16 protein-coding genes are annotated in these 16,709 nt (G+C 59.4%); 10 read left to right on the top strand and 6 right to left on the bottom strand.

All coding sequences use genetic code 11. The features are described from left to right. Window positions 1-158: 158 nt before the first annotated feature. The 8 genes from bioB (at window position 159) to R3D51_05020 (ending at window position 8,950) form a co-directional block, all read left to right on the top strand. Window positions 159-1,253, top strand: a complete 1,095-nt coding sequence (gene bioB, locus R3D51_05055; protein MEZ5898847.1) for a biotin synthase BioB — start codon at window positions 159-161, stop codon at window positions 1,251-1,253. Beyond that, a complete protein-coding gene (locus R3D51_05050; protein ID MEZ5898846.1) occupies window positions 1,237-2,388 on the top strand; it encodes an 8-amino-7-oxononanoate synthase in 1,152 nt (383 codons plus the stop codon). The genes bioB and R3D51_05050 overlap by 17 nt, the downstream gene beginning before the upstream one ends. Continuing rightward, window positions 2,385-3,032: a dethiobiotin synthase gene (bioD, locus tag R3D51_05045; protein ID MEZ5898845.1), complete on the top strand. Its 648-nt coding sequence runs from the start codon at window positions 2,385-2,387 to the stop codon at window positions 3,030-3,032. Before R3D51_05050 ends, bioD begins: the two co-directional genes overlap by 4 nt. Further along, window positions 3,032-4,303, top strand: coding sequence for an adenosylmethionine--8-amino-7-oxononanoate transaminase (locus R3D51_05040; GenBank protein ID MEZ5898844.1), 1,272 nt, complete (start codon window positions 3,032-3,034; stop codon window positions 4,301-4,303). The genes bioD and R3D51_05040 overlap by 1 nt, the downstream gene beginning before the upstream one ends. After that, on the top strand, window positions 4,300-5,280 hold the full coding sequence (locus tag R3D51_05035; GenBank protein ID MEZ5898843.1) for a beta-ketoacyl-ACP synthase III: 981 nt from the start codon (window positions 4,300-4,302) through the stop codon (window positions 5,278-5,280). Before R3D51_05040 ends, R3D51_05035 begins: the two co-directional genes overlap by 4 nt. 167 nt (window positions 5,281-5,447) lie before the next feature. After that, a complete protein-coding gene (locus R3D51_05030; protein MEZ5898842.1) occupies window positions 5,448-6,671 on the top strand; it encodes a pilus assembly protein TadG-related protein in 1,224 nt (407 codons plus the stop codon). 132 nt (window positions 6,672-6,803) lie between these two features. After that, a complete protein-coding gene (locus R3D51_05025; protein MEZ5898841.1) occupies window positions 6,804-7,514 on the top strand; it encodes an extensin family protein in 711 nt (236 codons plus the stop codon). Window positions 7,515-7,687: 173 nt separating this feature from the next. Continuing rightward, window positions 7,688-8,950, top strand: a complete 1,263-nt coding sequence (locus R3D51_05020) for a pilus assembly protein (GenBank protein ID MEZ5898840.1) — start codon at window positions 7,688-7,690, stop codon at window positions 8,948-8,950. Between the two features lie 88 nt (window positions 8,951-9,038). Here R3D51_05020 and acs read toward each other — a convergent pair whose 3' ends face one another. The 6 genes from acs to tsaD form a co-directional block, all read right to left on the bottom strand. Further along, window positions 9,039-10,979, bottom strand: coding sequence for an acetate--CoA ligase (gene acs / locus R3D51_05015; protein ID MEZ5898839.1), 1,941 nt, complete (start codon window positions 10,977-10,979; stop codon window positions 9,039-9,041). 187 nt (window positions 10,980-11,166) lie between these two features. Next, window positions 11,167-11,835: a methyltransferase gene (locus R3D51_05010; GenBank protein ID MEZ5898838.1), complete on the bottom strand. Its 669-nt coding sequence runs from the start codon at window positions 11,833-11,835 to the stop codon at window positions 11,167-11,169. Continuing rightward, window positions 11,832-12,272, bottom strand: a complete 441-nt coding sequence (locus R3D51_05005) for an EVE domain-containing protein (protein MEZ5898837.1) — start codon at window positions 12,270-12,272, stop codon at window positions 11,832-11,834. Before R3D51_05005 ends, R3D51_05010 begins: the two co-directional genes overlap by 4 nt. Before the next feature lie 104 nt (window positions 12,273-12,376). After that, window positions 12,377-13,387: an NAD(P)H-dependent glycerol-3-phosphate dehydrogenase gene (locus tag R3D51_05000; GenBank protein ID MEZ5898836.1), complete on the bottom strand. Its 1,011-nt coding sequence runs from the start codon at window positions 13,385-13,387 to the stop codon at window positions 12,377-12,379. A 44-nt stretch (window positions 13,388-13,431) separates the two neighbouring features. After that, window positions 13,432-13,722, bottom strand: a complete 291-nt coding sequence (locus R3D51_04995) for a DUF1330 domain-containing protein (protein MEZ5898835.1) — start codon at window positions 13,720-13,722, stop codon at window positions 13,432-13,434. A gap of 47 nt (window positions 13,723-13,769) precedes the next feature. Then, window positions 13,770-14,882, bottom strand: a complete 1,113-nt coding sequence (tsaD, locus tag R3D51_04990; protein ID MEZ5898834.1) for a tRNA (adenosine(37)-N6)-threonylcarbamoyltransferase complex transferase subunit TsaD — start codon at window positions 14,880-14,882, stop codon at window positions 13,770-13,772. A 136-nt stretch (window positions 14,883-15,018) separates the two neighbouring features. On the opposite strand from tsaD, the gene hemC reads away from it, so the two are divergent. Further along, a complete protein-coding gene (gene hemC / locus R3D51_04985) occupies window positions 15,019-15,954 on the top strand; it encodes a hydroxymethylbilane synthase (protein MEZ5898833.1) in 936 nt (311 codons plus the stop codon). A gap of 45 nt (window positions 15,955-15,999) precedes the next feature. Continuing rightward, window positions 16,000-16,695 (top strand): uroporphyrinogen-III synthase, encoded by a 696-nt coding sequence (locus R3D51_04980; protein MEZ5898832.1) that lies wholly within the window; start codon window positions 16,000-16,002, stop codon window positions 16,693-16,695. Window positions 16,696-16,709 lie beyond the last annotated feature (14 nt).

Here is a 16,709-nt window from a genome sequence, read left to right as displayed (position 1 = left end):
ACTTTCGCCTGCCCTCCTAGGCTTAACGGGGACTGAGTTACATAGAGGCAAATTGGCGGTTGCCCTCACAGCCCAGAGCGGTGCAAACATCTCTCTTGATTGAGCGGCGTGGAGCAGCAGCCCCGCGCCTTTAGGGTTTTGCGGAGAGACCGCCGGCGATGACTGCAAACGTGACTGAACTTGAGACTGCCAAGCGCGCTGCCGCGCGCACCCGCACTGACGTGCGTCACGACTGGACCCGCGCTGAAGCACTGACACTCTATAACCTCCCGCTCATGGAGCTGCTGTTTCGCGCGCAAAGCGCCCATCGCGCCTCCTTCGATCCCAATAAGATTCAAATGAGCCGCCTGCTGTCGATCAAGACCGGCGGGTGCGCGGAAGATTGCGGCTATTGCAGCCAGTCGGCCCATCACGCATCCGGCCTCAAGGCATCAAAGCTGATGGAAGTAGAGCGTGTCATCAACGAAGCGCGCAAAGCCAAGGCGTCGGGTGCCACGCGCTATTGCATGGGCGCAGCCTGGCGCAGCCCGAAAGCCCGCGACATGGATACGATTGTCGCCATGGTCGAAGGCGTCAAAGAGCTGGGCATGGAAACTTGCATGACGCTCGGGATGCTGTCGAATGACGACATCGCCAAGCTTTCAGACGCGGGGCTCGACTACTACAATCACAACGTCGATACCTCGGAAGAATACTATTCAAAGGTCATCACAACGCGCACCTATGCTGACCGGCTCGACACTCTTGCGCGGGTGCGGGAAGCCGGGATCAAGGTCTGCTCTGGCGGCATCATCGGCATGGGCGAAGGCGAGGATGACCGTGTCGGTTTGCTGGTAACGCTCGCCAATCTGGAAGAGCATCCTGAAAGCGTACCGATCAATATGCTCATCGCCATTCCTGGCACGCCGATGGAGAACGTGGAAAAAATCGATCCGATCGATTTCGTCCGCACTATCGCAGTGGCCCGCATCATGATGCCGAAATCCTATGTTCGCCTGTCGGCAGGCCGCACCGAGATGAGCGACGAAACACAGGCTTTGTGCTTCTTCGCCGGTGCCAATTCGATCTTTGCGGGCGAAACGTTGTTGACTGCGGATAATCCGGGCGAAGATGCCGACAGCCGGCTGTTCGCCAAGCTCGGCTTGTCGCCTGAAACACTAAGCACTGAACCGAACGAAGCACAGGAATCCCTGCAATCGTGCTCCGGTAGAGCCGGGGATGAAGCCGGACCAAGGAATGTCCGCACATCATGAACGCGCGCTAGAAGCGCTACGGCGGCGCGGCCGCCTGAGGGCGCTGGAAACAGCGAACGGGATCGATTTCGCCTCCAACGACTATCTCGGCCTGGCGTCTTCACAAGCGTTGCGCGATGCGGTCAGCGCCGCGATCGCGCGCGGCGCCCCGGTCGGCGCAGGCGGCTCGCGCCTCCTGCGCGGCAACGACACCGAGCACGAAGCGCTCGAAGCAGAAGCCGCCGCGTTCTTCCGTGCGGAACGTGCTCTGTTTTTTGGCGGAGGCTTTATAGCCAATACCGCGCTGTATTCGACCCTGCCCGCACGCGGCGATCTCATCGTCTATGACGAACTGATTCATGCCAGTGTTCACGATGGACTTCGCCTCTCAAAGGCCGAAAACCGACCCTTCGCTCATAACGATGCGGATGCTTGCGAGACGATTATCAAGAACTGGCGCAAGGGAGGCGGAACCGGTCGCGTGTGGATTGGGGTGGAAACGCTATACAGCATGGATGGCGACCGCGCCCCACTCGTCGCATTGGCAGCACTGGCCGAACGCCATGACGCCATGTTGCTTCTCGATGAGGCCCACGCGACAGGCGTCTTCGGCGAAGATGGACGTGGACTGGGCGCGCATCTGGAGGGACGGCAGAACGTCGTCTCGCTGCACACCTGCGGCAAGGCGCTTGGAGCGTCCGGCGCGCTCGTTCTTTGCTCACGGACTTTACGCGATTTTCTCGTCAACCGGGCGCGGGCGTTTATTTACGCCACCGCGCCGTCTCCGCTGGTTGCCGCAGCTGTGCGTGCCGCACTCCGCATCTGTGCGAACGAACCCGAACGGCGCGTAGCTCTTCAGGCGCGCATCGAACTGGCTGGCAAGTTGCTGCAGGAGCGACTCGAACTTGCGCCATCCGGCTCGCAGATCCAGCCGATTATCGTGGGCACAGATACCCGTGCCGTCGCACTGGCGCAGCAGATGAAGGCGCTCGGCTACGACATCCGCGCCATTCGTCCGCCGACCGTCCCAGAAGGCACCGCACGCCTTAGACTTAACATCACACTAAATGCCAGCCCCGATGACATCGCCGGTCTCATAGATGCCCTGGCTGAAGCGCAGCCGCTTGCCGAGGAAGACGCGGAGGCCCGCACATGAGTCCAGCCCTCGTTGTCGCAGGCACCGATACCGATGTCGGCAAGACCGTATTTTCAGCCGCCCTTACTGCCGCCCTGAGCGCGAATTATTGGAAACCCGTTCAGGCGGGGCTTGCGGGAGAAACCGATAGCGAAACTGTGCGCCGTCTCGCCGGTCTCGCGCCCAATCGCGTGTTCCCGGAAGCCTATCGCTTGAAGGCCCCTGCCTCCCCTCATTATGCCGCTGCCCAGGAAGGCATCGAGATCGATACGACAGCGCTTGTTCCACCAAGGTCTATGGCGCCCCTCGTTATCGAATGCGCTGGCGGTCTCGCTGTTCCTCTGACACGCACCGTTCTGCAGATCGATCTGTTGGCGCGCTGGAAATTGCCTGTCGTGCTCGTCGCGGCAACGCGCGTGGGCACCATAAACCACTCTCTTCTGTCGATCGAAGCCTTGAAACGGCGCGCAGTACCAATTCTGGGATTGGCCTTCGTCGGCGACGAAGCGCCTGAATCGGCACGCATCATCGGCGAACTTGGCGGGGTGCGAATTCTCGGAAGCTTGCCGCACATCGATCCTCTGAATGCCGCAACGTTGCGCAGCGCGTTCGCCGAGAACTTCAAAGTCGCCGATATCCTGGGCCTAGGCGCGGGGGGCCCATGATGACTCAAAGCGCTCGCTCTCCAGTCTGGCATCCCTTCACGCAACACGCGCTCGAAGGCGAGATGCTCGAAATTGTTAGCGCACAAGGCGCATGGCTCACGACCAGCAGCGGTCAGAGAATCCTCGATGCGATCTCGTCATGGTGGGTGGTCACGCACGGGCACTGCCATCCTGACATCGTGGCCGCCATACAAGCTCAGGCGGCTGCGCTCGATCAGGTGATATTTGCCGGCTTCACGCACGCACCCGCCGAGCGGGTGGCGCGCGATCTGGCCGCCGTTGCGCCGAGCGGACTTTCGCACGTCTTCTTTTCGGATAGCGGTTCGACATCGGTCGAGGTCGCGCTGAAAATGGCGCTTGGCTTCTGGCGAAATGTGGGAGATGCAAAACGCACGCGCGTTCTCGCATTGGAACACGCCTATCACGGCGATACCATTGGCACGATGTCGGCTGGCGCGCGCGGCGTGTTCAATGCCGCTTATGAACCTTTACTGTTCGATGTTGGCCGAATTCCATTTCCAAAGAAGGGTACCGAGAAGGCAACCTTCGAGGCATTACAATCACAATGCGAGACGGGAACCGTCGCCGCACTCATAGTCGAGCCGCTGATCTGTGGCGCAGGCGGGATGCTTATCTACAGCGAGGCGACGCTTGCCGAGATGGCGCGCATCTGCGCGGACAACAACGTTCTGCTCATTGCCGATGAAGTCATGACCGGTTTCGGTCGGACAGGGACTATGTTCGCCTGCAACAAGGCGGCCGTCACACCCGATATCATGTGTGTGGCAAAGGGGCTGACCGGCGGCAGCATACCGCTTGCAGCAACCTTATGTACCGACGCAATCTATAAGGCGCACTACAGCAGCGACCGCTCCAAAACCTTCTTTCACTCAAGCTCCTACACCGCCAACCCGATTGCCTGCGCGGCTGCAGCCGCCAATCTCGAGATCTGGAAAACCGGCACGACGGAACCGCGCATATCCACACTGACCGAGGCACACAGATCCTTGCTGAGAGATATCGAGCGGGATGACAGACTTACCAATGCAAGGCAAATCGGCACGATTGCAGCTATCGACCTTGCAGTACCCGATGCGGGCTATCTTGCCAATGTGGGTCTGACAATGCGAAAGGCGTTTGTGGAACGCGGCGTTCTTTTGCGCCCCCTCGGAAACACCATTTACATCATGCCCCCGTACTGCATCGAAGAGACCGAACTGGCAGACGTTTACGCAGCCATTACCGCAGTGGCTCGCGAGGTGCTGCCATGAGCGGCGTCGAGATTCTCGGACTTGGGCATTACGCGCCCGCGCGGCGCGTCCCAAATGGGGAAATCGAGCAGCGGCTTGGATTGGAGCCGGGTTGGATCGAACGGCGCACAGGTATCAAAGCGCGGCGGTACGTTGCTGACGACGAGGCGCTGTCCGACATGGCAGTGGCTGCGGCCGACATGGCGTTAAGAAATTCTGGCCTTGCCCGGGACGATGTCGGGTTGCTGCTGCTTGCCACCTCCACACCCGATCATTTGCTGCCACCCTCCGCACCGTTGGTTGCCCATCGACTAGGCCTCGCCAACGCCGGTGGCATCGATATGGCAGGTGCGTGCGGCGGCTTCATCTACGCGCTGACACTGGCCGATGGCTTTGTGCGTACACACGGACGCCCTGTCCTCGTCATTGCGGCCAACGTTCTATCCCGGCGCATCAACGTCAAGGACCGCGCCAGCAGCGTGCTGTTCGCAGATGCCGCCGGTGCTGCACTTCTCGCCCCGACACCACGGGCGGGAGCGGGTGTCGTCTCAGCCGAGCTCGCGAGCAAGGGTAGTGGGTACGATCTCATTCACATTCCCGGAGGCGGCAGCCGAAAGCCGTTCTCGGCCCTTGCGAGCGCGCAAGAGACGCTCATGATCATTAGCGATGGCCAGGCGGTCTATTCTGAAGCGATCGATATGATGACCAAAACGGCACAGACGGCATTAACGCGGGCCAATGCCAAACTGGAACAGATCACTCGTTTCATTCCACATCAGGCCAATCAACGGATGATGGACAAGGTGTTAAAGCGTCTGGGACTGCCGCCAGAGACTCTGGCATCGACAATCGCCGAGCACGGCAACAGCTCAGCAGCAACAATCCCGTTTACACTTTCCGTCTGCGCAGCGGAAAAACCACTGAAACAAGAGGAAATGCTGCTCCTAACCGCAGCTGGCGCGGGCCTCACCGGCGGCGCGGTGGTGTGGCGTTGCTAGCCGCCGACAACGAGCGACGTTAACACCAGTCCCGCCGTAAGACCCTCATTTACGGTTCCTAAACCACGAATTCGCGCGGCCGCGGATCTCGCGCCTGAGTACATTTCAGCGGCACCTCGGTTGCATCACTTCCCGCAAAACAGCCCCAATGTTTCGCGGTGAGACAAATGCTCAAGATCAAGCCCCTCGATATTAAGACCTTCGCCTCTGACGAGCGCGGTACGGTTGCGATGATCTTCAGCCTTATGTTGATGGCTCTCTTTTTCCTGGCCGGCATGGCCCTCGACTACAACCGCGCAATGAACGTGCGATCACGCATCGCGGACGCAGCCGACGCCGCCGCCCTGGCCGCTGGCCGCGCGCTGATGGAAGGTCAGATGACCAGCAGCGAAATCGAAGCGATGGCTCTTCGCTACTTCCAACAGAATGTTAAGGGCGTGGAAGGGCAGGCAAACATCGATCAGCCCGTCATCGCCGTCGACTCCACCACCGGCGACGTGAGCGTCGATGTTACCGGCCACGTGAACATGACTCTCGCCCGCCTTGGCGGTTTCAACCGCTTGGACGTTCCCGTGTCAACCGCCGCCAACTTCCAGCAAAAAGACATCGAAGTAGGCATGGCGCTGGATATCACCGGTTCCATGTCTCAGAAGGACTCCAACGGTCAGCGCAAGATCGACGGCTTGAAAGCCGCATTCGCGAAATTTGCCGACAAGCTGCTTCCTGATACGCAGGACTCTTCACGCAAGGTCCGCATCGGCGTGGCTCCCTACTCCTACAGCGTCAACCTCGGCGACTACGCTCAAACGATCTCCGACAGTTCGGCTTCCAGCTGCGTCGTCGAGCGCAAGGGCGGCCAATATTCGGACAACTCGGGCACGTTCTTCGGAGCCAACAAGACGATCTGCCCCGGCTCCAAGCTCATCCCGCTGTCTTCGGATCACGACACCCTGGTTTCGGCGGTCAATGCCTTCAGCGCCAATGGCAGCACAGCAGGACATCTTGGTGTGCAGTGGGCCTGGAACATCATTTCCCCCAACTGGTCCGGCACGTGGGGCGGTGACAGTGCACCCGTCGATTACAGCGAAGTTCAGAACCACAAGGTTCTGAAAGCCGTGGTCTTGATGACGGACGGCGAGTTCAACACGCAGTATCACGGACCCGGCTCGGCTGAGCAGGCCAAGCGTCTGTGCACCGCTATGAAAGACGAAGGCGTGGTGGTGTTCTCAGTTGGTTTCGGCATCGGCGGCAACGTTCAAGCACTCGACACCCTCAAGAGCTGCGCCTCCGACGGTAGTGAATATTTCGCCAACGCCGCCAATGCCGAGGAACTCGACGCTGCTTTCGCCCGCTTCGCTGACAAGCTCACGGCGCTGCGCCTCGCAAAATAATTACTCTAGCCTCCCTCCTCCTCAACCTGGCGGGCGTATCAGCTGATACGCCCGCATTTTTCGTTGCAACCGCCCCATTTCTCTCAACGTCGGCCTTTAGATGGTCCCTGTCGCAAAAAGCCGGGGGAGCGCATGACAGGACGGCGGGGATTCATCAAATACCTCTTCGCTGTCTGGCTCGCCGGGGTACTTATCGCGGCGGCGTTCTGGTTAGGGATTGTCCCGCAGCGTTTCAGCCCGTTTGCTCCGTTGGACCTCTCGGAGCCGGCGCCGTGGTTCCTCGATCTGCGCCTTGCTGCGCTGAAATCCGAAAAAACCCTATGCCAAGCCGTGCTGAAAGAACCATTCATCGCGGCCTCTCACGTTCCCGACCAACCTTATGAAAATGGATGCGGATGGCGCAATGCCGTGCGGCTCAGTCAGGTGGGCGGTGCGCATCTTTCAGCCGGTCAACTCTCGTGCCCCATGGCAGCTGCACTCGCCATGTGGATCACCCATGAGGTCCAACCTGCGGCTGAAGCCACTTTCGGTGCCAAGGTTGTTGCGATCCGCCACATGGGCACCTATGCCTGCCGAAACATCGTGGGCTCGCGGACATTGAAACCATTTCGAAGTCAACACGCGACCGCCAACGCCATTGACATCTCCGGCTTCATTCTCGCCGACGGACGGAAGATCTCAGTACTCAACCACTGGAACGGCGAGGGCGCGAACACGCGATTCCTCAAATCCATAAAAGAAGCCTCGTGCCGCTATTTTCGAGTTTCGATAGGTCCCGACTTCAATGATGCGCACGCCAATCACTTCCACTTCGATCGCGGTGCGTTCAAGAGCTGCCGATAACGCAAGTCGAGTGAGCTTGGACGCCCCGTTCCAGGGCACGTCAAAACCAAATATTCACCTATCTATTAATGAAAGCGCGACGCAGCTTTACTCTGAACACGTCATTTATTCGGTTTTTCATCAAATGATGCGAGACAGTATTCACCTAACGTCACCCAAATGGGGACCTACCCATGTTGCTCGTATCTCGTATTGCAAAAGATGCCGCGCGCGACGAGCGCGGGACTGTAGCGATTATTTTTGCGCTTAGCTTGGTCGTGCTGCTCATTTCAATCGGACTGGCTATCGATACTGCGCGCTATTACGCGGTTTCAACTCGCGTTCAGACCGTTCTCGATGGCGCCACTCTCGCTGCTGCAAAGCTCCTGGCGGATGAAAAGAAGACCGATTCCGACGTCCAGGCGCGCGCCATGGCCTATTTCAACGCGGCGGCCGAAACATTGGGCGTCAAGCCGTCCGACATTTCGATTCCAACGGTCAAGATCGATCGATCCACTTTCACGGTTGAGCTTGAAGCCCGGATTGCACTTACTTCCCTCTTTGGCCGTCTCGCGGGCCTTAGTTCGATGGCGACTGTCGACCGCAAATCCAAAGTTATGTACGGCATGTCGTCGGTCGAGCTTGCCCTTGTATTGGACATCACAGGCTCGATGGGCACCAAAGGCAAACTTGCAGATCTGAAATTTGCAGCGCGCGACATCATCGACACGCTGTTTGACACCGCAGTAGCCGATGATGACGTCAGGATTGCACTTGCGCCTTATTCGGCGTCGGTAAATGCCGGCTCATTGGCCAGCGCTGTTACAATCGCCGCTAATGTCGCCAACGCCGACACATGCGTTTTGGAACGCCAAGGCAGCGAGGCGTTCACAGATGCCGCGCCAACTGGTTCTAATCTTCTGCCGAACGTGACGAACCTGCCGGCGTTGCCGTCTCGCTATGTTTGTCCGTCGGCCACGGTTATTCCCCTGTCAAATCGCACACACAGGGATGATCTGAAATCCGCAATTCAGCGCTATGAGGCCGAGGGTGCCACCGCAGGTCATATAGGAACGGCCTGGGGCTGGTATCTGCTGTCGCCGAATTGGACCAGCTTGCTACCTGACGAAAGCGCACCGAAAGCCTATGATGAGAAAGATTCGATCAAAGCCATGGTGGTTATGACGGACGGCGAATTCAACACGTCATACACCGGCGGCTCCGATCAGACCGCGGAATCCTATCGCTACTTTGACGATTTGTGCGCCTCAGCCAAAACAGAAGGCATCATGATTTACACGATCGGGTTCGATCTGAATTCGCAAACGGCCCTGACGCACTTGCAATCCTGCGCATCGTCACCGTCGCATTTCTATGACGCTAAAACCGGCTCTGATCTCAAGAAGGCATTCCGGGACATCGGCGTGAAACTCGGCAACCTGCGCGTCGCAAGCTGAGGCCTCAGAATTCTAACTTCAACACAAAACGGGGCGCGGATCTCGTCGAGATCCGCGCCCCGTTTTTTGCCTCCACGAACCACGAAGACTATTTGCGATTCTGCCGGTTGCCGATGAGATCGTCGACCACGGTCGGATCGGCAAGCGTCGAGGTATCGCCAAGATTGGAGAAATCGTCCTCCGCGATCTTGCGCAGGATGCGACGCATGATCTTGCCCGAACGAGTCTTTGGCAGACCCGGCGAGAACTGGATCAGATCGGGCGAAGCAATTGGACCAATCTCTTTTCTTACGTGCGCGACCAGTTCCTTGCGCAGCGCATCGTCGCCATTCTCGCCTGCGTTGAGGGTGACATAGCAGTAGATGCCTTGACCCTTTAGATCGTGCGGATAGCCCACTACGGCCGCTTCCGCGACCTTGGGATGCGCTACCAGCGCGCTCTCCACTTCTGCCGTGCCCATGCGATGGCCCGAAACGTTGATCACGTCGTCTACGCGCCCGGTAATCCAATAGTAGCCGTCCGCATCGCGCCTACAGCCGTCGCCCGTGAAGTACATGTTCTTGTAGGCGGAGAAGTAGGTCTGCTCGAACCGCTCGTGATCTCCATAGATCGTACGCGCCTGGCCGGGCCAGCTGTCGAGAATGACGAGGTTGCCCTGGGCGGCGCCTTCGAGGAAAGCACCCTTGTCGTCGACAAGCGCAGGGCGCACGCCGAAGAATGGGCGGGTCGCCGAGCCGGGCTTCAGCGGCGTCGCGCCCGGCAGCGGCGTAATAAGGATGCCGCCGGTCTCCGTTTGCCACCACGTATCAACGATCGGGCAGCGGTCCTCGCCGACAACATGGTAGTACCACTCCCAGGCTTCCGGATTGATGGGCTCACCCACCGATCCCAGAATTCTCAAGGATGCACGGCTCGATTTTTTCACGAGGTGGTCGCCCGCACCCATCAGCGACCGGATGGCGGTCGGCGCGGTGTAGAAGATGTTGACCTTCCACTTATCAACCACCTGCCAGAAGCGCGAGGCGTCCGGATAGGTCGGCACACCTTCGAACATCAGTGTGGTCGCACCGTTCGCCAGCGGCCCATAGACGATGTAGCTGTGACCCGTCACCCAACCGACGTCGGCCGTGCACCAATAGATATCTCCATCGTGATAATCGAACACGTACTTATGCGTCAGCGCCGCATAGAGCAGATAGCCGCCCGTGGAGTGCTGAACGCCCTTCGGCTTTCCGGTCGAGCCTGACGTGTAAAGGATGAAGAGAGGATCCTCTGCATTCATCGGCTCGGGCGGACAATCGGCGGAGACGGTTTCAAGCTCTTCGTGAAGCCAGAAGTCGCGACCCGGCGTCCAAGGCACCGGATTGCCCGTGCGGCGCACGACGATCATCTTCTCATCGCCGTTGATGTGGGCCAAGGCTGCATCGGCGTTCTTCTTCAGAGGCACCGGCTTGCCGCCACGCAGACCTTCATCCGCCGTAATGATCACCGCCGACTGGGCGTCCTCGACGCGGTTCTGCAAGCTGTCAGGCGAGAAGCCGCCAAACACGATCGAATGAATCGCGCCGATGCGCGCGCATGCGAGCATCGCGTACGCTGCTTCAGGGATCATCGGAAGATAGATGGTGACGCGATCGCCCTTCTTTACACCGTGCTTCTTGAGCACGTTGGCAAACTTCTGCACGCGCTCGTGCAGCTGGCGATAAGTGATCTGCTCGGAAACGTTGGGATCATCGCCTTCCCAGATGATGGCGACCTGATCACCGCGCGTTGCCAGATGTCTGTCAATGCAGTTGGCCGAAACATTGAGTTCGCCATCATCAAACCATCTGATGGAAACGTTGCCTGGCGCATAGGAGGTGTTCTTTGCCCGCGTAAAAGGCTTGGTCCAGTCGAGAGACTGGGCAGCTTCGGTCCAGAACTTCTCTGGATCCTTTACCGACGCATCATACATGGCCTTGTACTTGGCTTCATCGATCCAAGCCTTGGCCGCGACGGCGGCGGGTACGGGATAGACTTTCTCGGACATTCTCTAAGATCCTCCCATCACGCCGCCTTTGTTGGCGGCACTTTTTTCTTTTGCCGGACGGCGACTATGCGCCTTCGGCATTGCAATGACAAATTACTCCAAAGTCGGATACGTACAATCGCGCAAGACAACAAAAGCGCAATTTCGTTGGCCAAGGTAAGGTAAATTGCGCTTCATCAAGGCGCGGTCAAAATCTCCAGACCGACGTCCGCTTGATCTCGGCGTCCTCAAGGTCGCGCGTTACGGGAACGCGATACTCGGCGAGCATAGTAAGCTGGCCTTGCGGGAAGTAGCTGCGCTGAGGGTCACCGATCAGGATCCTTGTGCCCGCAACCTTTGCCGCCTCCATGAACGCAAAAACAAGGTCACCGAGCCTGCGCTCGTAGAACAGATCGCCGACCAATATGACGTCGACGGGCGGAGGTTGCTTGCCTAACAAGTCATCTCCTCGCACCTCCACGCTAATGCCATTAGCGGCCGCATTGAGACCCACCGCGCATAAGGCGAGCCTGTCGATGTCAGCTGCGATCACGGTGCGCGCACCGCACACGGCTGCAGCAATAGCCGTCAAGCCCGACCCGGACCCCAGGTCGAGAACGCTCTTGCCTCGGCACAATTCGACGTTATCGAGTAGATAGCGCGCCAACGCCTGCCCGCCGGCCCAAGCAAAGGCCCAGTACGGCGGAGGCAAATTCATCTGATCAAGCTCTTCCTCGGTCTTTTTCCAGAGGGGAATCGATTCTTCCGCCAGATGCAGCTTTATCTCTGGCACTAAAGGCGGCGCGAGCAGCCGCGTGTTTTCGCGGATGAAGTCGCGCACCGCATCAGGATCATCGCCGGTGAGGCGAGCGCTCATGACCCGGCCAACTTATCGGCCTTCAAGCCGCCCATCCGGCAGATCTCCTTCCATTCATTCGCCGCCACCGGCTGAACCGATAGACGCGAATTGTTGACGAGCACCATGTCGGCAAGCTTCGGATTTTCTTTGATAGCCTGCAAAGTGACGGACTTGGGCATATCGGTGACCGCCATGACGTCGACGCACTCCCACTTGGGATCGTCGGCGGTGGAATCTGGATGGGCGAGTGCGCTGATCTTCAATACGCCCACAACCTCAAGGCCGATGTTGGAATGATAAAAAAAGCCCAGATCTCCTAGCTTCATAGCCCGCATGTTGTTGCGGGCTTGATAATTCCGCACGCCACTCCATTCCTCGCCCTTCTTCCCCTTGGCCTTGAGCATATCCCAGGAGAACACGTCGGGTTCCGATTTTAGAAGCCAGTAGGCAGGCATTTCGAGCTTGGGCCCCATCGTTTGCAATGTTGGATCGAGACCTAGCGCGAATGTATTTTCGTCTCAAGGCGCCGATGAAACACGCCGTTGTTTACGAGGCCTGATCAATCTTCAGCCTTAAGTGGCCGCTGCATCAGCCCCGTGATCGCTTCATCGACGCCGATTGATCCCTCGATAATAGCGTGGACCGCTTCCGATATAGGCATCTCGATGCCCTTCTCACGCGCCAGTTTTACAACCGCGGCAGCCGTATAGACCCCCTCCGTCACGGCATGACGGCTGCCGAGAACCTGCGTCAGCGTCTGCCCTTCAGCCAGAGCCCGCCCCAACGACATGTTGCGTGACTGCGGGCTTCCGCACGTCAATATCAGGTCGCCTAATCCCGACAATCCCATCAGCGTCTCGGGCCGCGCACCAAAGCCCTCTGCGAACCGACGCAACTCTGCAAAGCCTCGGGTCACCAGTGCAGCGTGCGCGCTGGCGCCCAGACCGCGACCGGCTACGATACCTGCCGCGATCGCGAGGACGTTTTTGACGGAACCGCCTAATTCCGCGCCAATGACATCGGATGACCAATAAAGACGCATTTGACGCGACGACAGGCCTTCGGCAAGCCCCCGGCCCACGTCCTCGTTCCGGCATGCCAGCGTGAGCGCAGCAGGCAATCCACGGACGACATCGGCTGCGAAGCTTGGTCCCGACAACACGGCATGGATGGCGTGGGGCACCGTCTCTTCCGCGACCTCTCCCATGAGCTTGCCACTCGCCTGCTCGATTCCTTTCGAGCAGATGACAAACGGATGACCTTCTCGCAGATCCTTGGCCATTGCGGAAGAAACAGCGCGTAAATACTGCGCTGGTGCCACCATCAGGATAACATCCGACCTTGCGGCCTCGGCTAGGTCGGCGGTCGCGCGGATACCCGGATCAAGCGGCACGCCTGCTAAAAATGTGCGATTGACGTTGCGGGTGTTGATATCCTCCACGACATCCGGCTCACGCGCCCACAAGAGAACGCGCTTGCCGCTTTGGCTGGCCGTTTGTGCAAGCGCCGTTCCCCATGCGCCACCGCCGATAACGCTGATGCTTTCAAAACGTGCTGCGCTGGATGTCACGTGTCGCCCTCAATTGAACCCATGAACGATCGGAGAAACTCCGCTCAGGCGATACCATCGGCGATGATGAGATCGCTTTGCGAAGCCTGCAATCGGAGTGGAAGCAGCTTCTGGTAGGCGGGAGAATGGTACCAGTCTTCGGCCTTTGCGCGGGACGGAAACGCGATGATGACGAGCCGCGGGCGAGACCATTCGCCTTCGACCAGAGTCCAGTGCCCGCCGCGAATGACGAACTCGCCGCCAAATGCTTCCACCGTCGGCAACACCTGGGCCCGGTATTCGGCAAACTTCGCCTCATCCGTGATTGTCTCTCGGACGATGACATAAGCTTTCATTGCTGGCGTCTCCCTTTGTTGACTTGCTCTTCTTTGGTCTGCTTGGGTCAGGCCTTGACGCCAGCACCGATCGCAGGCGGTGCGGTCGGATCCAGCGGCCAGCGCGGGCGTACCGCGGCGCTGAGGTCATCGACAAGACCCAAAGACAACCGCTCCGCACCGGCCCAGGCGATCATGGCTCCGTTATCGGTGCAAAGACCCAACGGCGGTGCGAGCAATGCGTACCCATGTGTCATGCACAGAGCCTGCAAGGCGGAACGCAACGCGGCATTGGCGGCAACACCGCCAGCCACGACCAGCGAACGCTGAGGACCAGGGCGCAACTCGTCTTCTACCATTCCCATGGCGACGGTAACGCGGTTGCATACCGTCTCGGTGACTGCCGCTTCAAACGAAGCACATAGATCGGCGACGTCTTGTTGGGACAGGGGTGCCGCTGCTTTGGCTGCATGACGTACGGCCGTCTTGAGCCCCGCAAACGAGAAGTGCGGCTCGGGCCGCCCCAACATGGGACGAGGAAGCTTGAAGCGCTTCGGATCCCCGCTTCGTGCCTGCTTCTCGACGTTGGGTCCACCCGGCATCGGCAGACCGAGAAGTTTCGCGGTCTTGTCGAAGGCTTCGCCCAGCGCATCGTCGATGGTGGTCCCGAGACGGCGGTAACGGCCCACGCTTTCCACCAGAAGTAACTGGGTATGGCCGCCCGAAACCAGTAACATGAGGTAAGGCGGCTTAATCCCGTCGGTGAGCCCGGCTGTCAGCGCATGGGCCTCCAGATGGTTGATTGCAAGAAACGGCTTGCCGGCGGCCAGCGCCAACGCCTTGCCCGATACAGCCCCTACAATGAGACCCCCGATCAAACCAGGGCCGGAAGCTGCAGCAACAGCATCGAGATCGCCATATGCGACGCCGGCTTCCGACATTGCAGCGGCAACGATGTGGTCGAGGCACTCGCCGTGGGCGCGTGCGGCGATCTCCGGCACCACGCCCCCATAAATCTTATGCATATCGAACTGCGAGCGGACGATGTTGGACAAGATGCGCCCGCGGCCCTGGCTGTCGCGCGCGACGACCGCTGCCGCCGTTTCATCGCAGCTTGTCTCGATCCCGAGAACCAATAGCCCGTCTTTGGGTGCGGCTGACAGGGGGCATCTCCTGAACATTGTCATAAGATCAACTGTAGCGTCCCACATGAGCGTCCCACATGGGTTTACGTCCTGGCGCCCTTGGACCATACATAGGCGCCGATTTCGGGGTCCGCCAATCGCTCCGGCGGCCTTAGCACCTGGAGAATTACGCTTGCAAGCATCCCCGACGCTAACCATAGGAACGCGCGGCTCCCCGCTGGCGCTGGCGCAGGCCTACGAAGTGCGAGACCGCCTCGTCGCCGCCCATGGTCTCAAGCCCGACGACATCGCCATTCGCATCATCAAGACCACGGGGGACCAGGTTCTGGACCGCCCTCTCGCGGAAATCGGCGGTAAGGGGCTCTTTACCAAGGAGATCGAGGACGCGCTGCTCGCCAACGAAATCGATCTTGCGGTTCATTCCATGAAGGACATGCAGACCGTCCTGCCCGACGGCCTCATGCTCGGCGCGACCCTACCTCGCGAAGACGTGCGCGACGCACTCCTGTCTCTCAAGTACAAATCGCTCGACGAGGTGCCGCCAGGGTCGGTGGTTGGATCCTCATCCTTACGGCGCCAAGCGCAGCTGCTGAACGTGCGCCCCGATCTCACGGTCGTGGGCTTTCGTGGCAATGTGCAGACGCGGCTTAAGAAGCTGGAAGACGGCATCGCGGCGGCAACGTTCCTGGCGGTGGCAGGTTTACGCCGCCTCAAACTGCAAGATCGTATCACCGCCATCATTCCCACCGAGCAGATGCTGCCTGCCGTGGCCCAAGGAGCCATCGGCATTGAAACGCGTGCAGGCGACCTAAAGGTCGCCGATTACATCGCCCCACTCAACGATTCCGCAACTGCCGACGCCGTCACCGCAGAACGTGCCTTCCTGCGAAAACTGGAAGGCTCTTGTCGTACGCCCATCGCAGGACTTGCCGAACTGCGCGATGGTACGCTTTGGTTCCGCGGCCAGGTTCTCTCACCTGACGGCAAGGCTTCCTACAGGGTGCAACGCTCCGGACAGCCACAGACGGCCACGGAACTCGGCATCGCCGCCGCGCAGGACATCCTCGCGCAGGCGGATCCCGCAATCATCGCAACGCTGCACGGCTGATCCATGCTCATCCTGATTACTCGCCCACTGCCCGATGCTTGGCACATGCAAGCCCTCGTCGAACGGCAAGGTCAAAAGACACTGCTCGCACCGCTTATCGAAATCGTTCCTGAAGCGATAGATCCGGCGGTGTTCGAAGGTGCATCCGGCGTCATAGTGACAAGCCAGAACGCGCTGCGCAGCCTGCATCTCGCGGGCCTCACTCCCGCCGTCCGTCATCTGCAAATCTATGCCGTGGGCGAAGCGACCGCCAAGCACGCCTTCGATCTGAAGTTGCCCAACATCACGGCGGGCCGCGGCACCGCTGCCGACCTCGTTGCTCCGATCGCCGAACGCCAAAAGACGCGCAAGGGCCACCTCGTTCATCTGGCCGGCGATCATCTCGCCTTCGACATGAAGGGAGCGCTGGCTGAACACGGGTTAGAGGTGCAGGTGGTTCCCGCTTACAAATCTGTTGCGGCGACGGCTTTGCCGCCGGAGGTCGTGGGCAAGATGAGGACCGGCCAGCTTGATGCCGTTACGCTAATGTCGCCGAGAACAGCTGAAATCTGGACCAATCTGGCGACAAAGCACGGCGTGAGGGGTCAATTGGATAAAATCCTGCATATCTGCCTGTCGCCTGCGGTCGCCGATAAGTTGCAGCTCGGACCGCACATTCGCGTCGAAACGGCCGCGCAACCACAATTGGGTGAAATGCTTTCCTTGATCAAAGGGCTGGCGGCCGCAACCGCGCAAGAGTAAAAAGCAGTGGGCTT

It is taken from the genome of Hyphomicrobiaceae bacterium, assembly GCA_041397645.1.
In the GTDB taxonomy this organism is placed as follows: Bacteria; Pseudomonadota; Alphaproteobacteria; order Rhizobiales; family Hyphomicrobiaceae; genus Hyphomicrobium_B.
Note: the sequence above shows the minus strand (reverse complement) of the source record. Positions and strands in the feature narration are given on the sequence as shown.

Coding starts and splice junctions, on each gene's coding strand:
- bioD (MEZ5898845.1), top strand. CDS start 2,385: ATGAGTCCAGCCCTCGTTGTCGCAGGCACCGATACCGATGTCGGCAAG.
- R3D51_04980 (MEZ5898832.1), top strand. CDS start 16,000: ATGCAAGCCCTCGTCGAACGGCAAGGTCAAAAGACACTGCTCGCACCG.
- R3D51_05050 (MEZ5898846.1), top strand. CDS start 1,237: ATGTCCGCACATCATGAACGCGCGCTAGAAGCGCTACGGCGGCGCGGC.
- R3D51_05035 (MEZ5898843.1), top strand. CDS start 4,300: ATGAGCGGCGTCGAGATTCTCGGACTTGGGCATTACGCGCCCGCGCGG.
- R3D51_05020 (MEZ5898840.1), top strand. CDS start 7,688: ATGTTGCTCGTATCTCGTATTGCAAAAGATGCCGCGCGCGACGAGCGC.
- tsaD (MEZ5898834.1), bottom strand. CDS start 14,882: ATGTTCAGGAGATGCCCCCTGTCAGCCGCACCCAAAGACGGGCTATTG.
- bioB (MEZ5898847.1), top strand. CDS start 159: ATGACTGCAAACGTGACTGAACTTGAGACTGCCAAGCGCGCTGCCGCG.
- R3D51_05010 (MEZ5898838.1), bottom strand. CDS start 11,835: ATGAGCGCTCGCCTCACCGGCGATGATCCTGATGCGGTGCGCGACTTC.
- R3D51_05005 (MEZ5898837.1), bottom strand. CDS start 12,272: ATGCCTGCCTACTGGCTTCTAAAATCGGAACCCGACGTGTTCTCCTGG.
- R3D51_05040 (MEZ5898844.1), top strand. CDS start 3,032: ATGACTCAAAGCGCTCGCTCTCCAGTCTGGCATCCCTTCACGCAACAC.
- R3D51_05025 (MEZ5898841.1), top strand. CDS start 6,804: ATGACAGGACGGCGGGGATTCATCAAATACCTCTTCGCTGTCTGGCTC.
- R3D51_04995 (MEZ5898835.1), bottom strand. CDS start 13,722: ATGAAAGCTTATGTCATCGTCCGAGAGACAATCACGGATGAGGCGAAG.
- acs (MEZ5898839.1), bottom strand. CDS start 10,979: ATGTCCGAGAAAGTCTATCCCGTACCCGCCGCCGTCGCGGCCAAGGCT.
- R3D51_05030 (MEZ5898842.1), top strand. CDS start 5,448: ATGCTCAAGATCAAGCCCCTCGATATTAAGACCTTCGCCTCTGACGAG.